General features: G+C 32.1%; 2 protein-coding genes and 1 pseudogene. All 3 read right to left on the reverse strand.

Features of this window, described 5'->3' with window-relative positions:
- A pseudogene (locus tag ACFINH_RS09815) lies at positions 1-92 on the reverse strand (trwi protein); the annotation flags it as partial.
- A 214-nt stretch (positions 93-306) separates the two neighbouring features.
- Entirely contained in the window at positions 307-1050 is a 744-nt protein-coding gene (locus ACFINH_RS09820; protein ID WP_375632980.1) for a type IV secretion system protein, read from the reverse strand.
- Entirely contained in the window at positions 1047-1190 is a 144-nt protein-coding gene (locus ACFINH_RS09825) for a TrwH protein (protein WP_273791747.1), read from the reverse strand. Before ACFINH_RS09825 ends, ACFINH_RS09820 begins: the two co-directional genes overlap by 4 nt.
- Between the last annotated feature and the right edge of the window lie 120 nt (positions 1191-1310).

Here is a 1310-nt window from a genome sequence, read left to right on the forward strand (position 1 = left end):
GTAACAATTGCTTTTGAGGAAATATCCGTGACATATGTTTTTGTTATCTGATCAATTTTATTGAAAAGTTGCGTGAACACTGTAAAGTCCATGGAATTCCTCTTTAACAAATTTTCAACTTTTTATCACCTTGGAACATAGATATATGCTAAACGCCTCATTTTCATTTATACATTACCTAAGTGTTTTCAGCACGATATCTTGGCTTTGATAAAATCTTTGTGCTTCTCTTAATTGTTCAGAGAGTACTGAACCTTCTACATTGGTTTTTGTTTTCATGAAAAAAAGCAAATGCTGTAAAAAGCTTTATTGGTTAGATCTTATTATAGGCATATTTTTGTAGTTAGAGGTTACAATTTTTCTGTACAATTTACGTTTTTGTATTTCGATAAGAGTCTCTTCGTCATCGCTTAAATTTCTGACCATTTGTAGCTTTGTATATTCATTTTGGATCATGGCTGACATGGTCTTGATGCGTGTTTGCAGTTCGAAAACTTCTTTGAGATCTTTTGTTTTATTTATCTTATCTAAGAAATCGTTCATTTGTTTAAAGCGGTTCTCTGCGTCTTGGAAAGTTTGAAAACTTACAGCTTTTTCGACAATTCCACTATATTTAAGACGCGTATTAATTGTTTCGCGCATTTGGTCATACGGCAAATTCTGGAAGCCGTACCTTTTCTCTTCGAGAATAATCTCATTAAATCTTTTTTTAAATTCCCCAGTAGTTATGTTTTGGTAGTTTGTCTGTGTTCTTGGGTAGATAGAAAACAAATCTTGTATGAAAGAATTCTTGTTTTCTCCTATTGTTGGTTTTTGTATCCTATTTCCTGTTATAGACTGATGAATTTTTTTCGCGTTTTCGATCTGGTTTTCGTTTGTTTTAATTTGTTGTTCTAACAACTTAATAATTTCCAGATATTCTGCTTTTGAAAAAGGACTTTTAACAGTTGAACTTTGTGTCCCAGAACCCCAGCTAAAGTTAGACGTTAGAGTTAAATTTATCATCCCCAAAAGGGTAATCATTCCTGTTATAATAAATCGCTTTTTCATCTGTCTCCTCGCTTGATTTCGGCAGGGATTGTTTTATTAATGGGCACACGGTTCCTATCATTGGGCTGTTTTAGCTTTGGTGCTAATGCACAAGCCGATAAAAGGTTTGCAATCAAAATTACAAGAATGATCGACTTCATTTTGATATGACTCTTTTTACTGTTATACACATTCTGATGTTTATTGTCATTATTATAATTTTGACACTAAAGTAAAGTGTATAGTTTACGATAATTTATCTTTTCTTAATTTCATTTTTT

This window comes from Bartonella sp. AA74HLJMH (assembly GCF_042197045.1).
GTDB lineage: Bacteria > Pseudomonadota > Alphaproteobacteria > Rhizobiales > Rhizobiaceae > Bartonella.

Bases quoted from the DNA above. Each gene is read 5' to 3' on its own strand.
- ACFINH_RS09820 (WP_375632980.1), bottom strand. From the start codon at position 1,050: ATGAAAAAGCGATTTATTATAACAGGAATGATTACCCTTTTGGGGATG.
- ACFINH_RS09825 (WP_273791747.1), bottom strand. From the start codon at position 1,190: ATGAAGTCGATCATTCTTGTAATTTTGATTGCAAACCTTTTATCGGCT.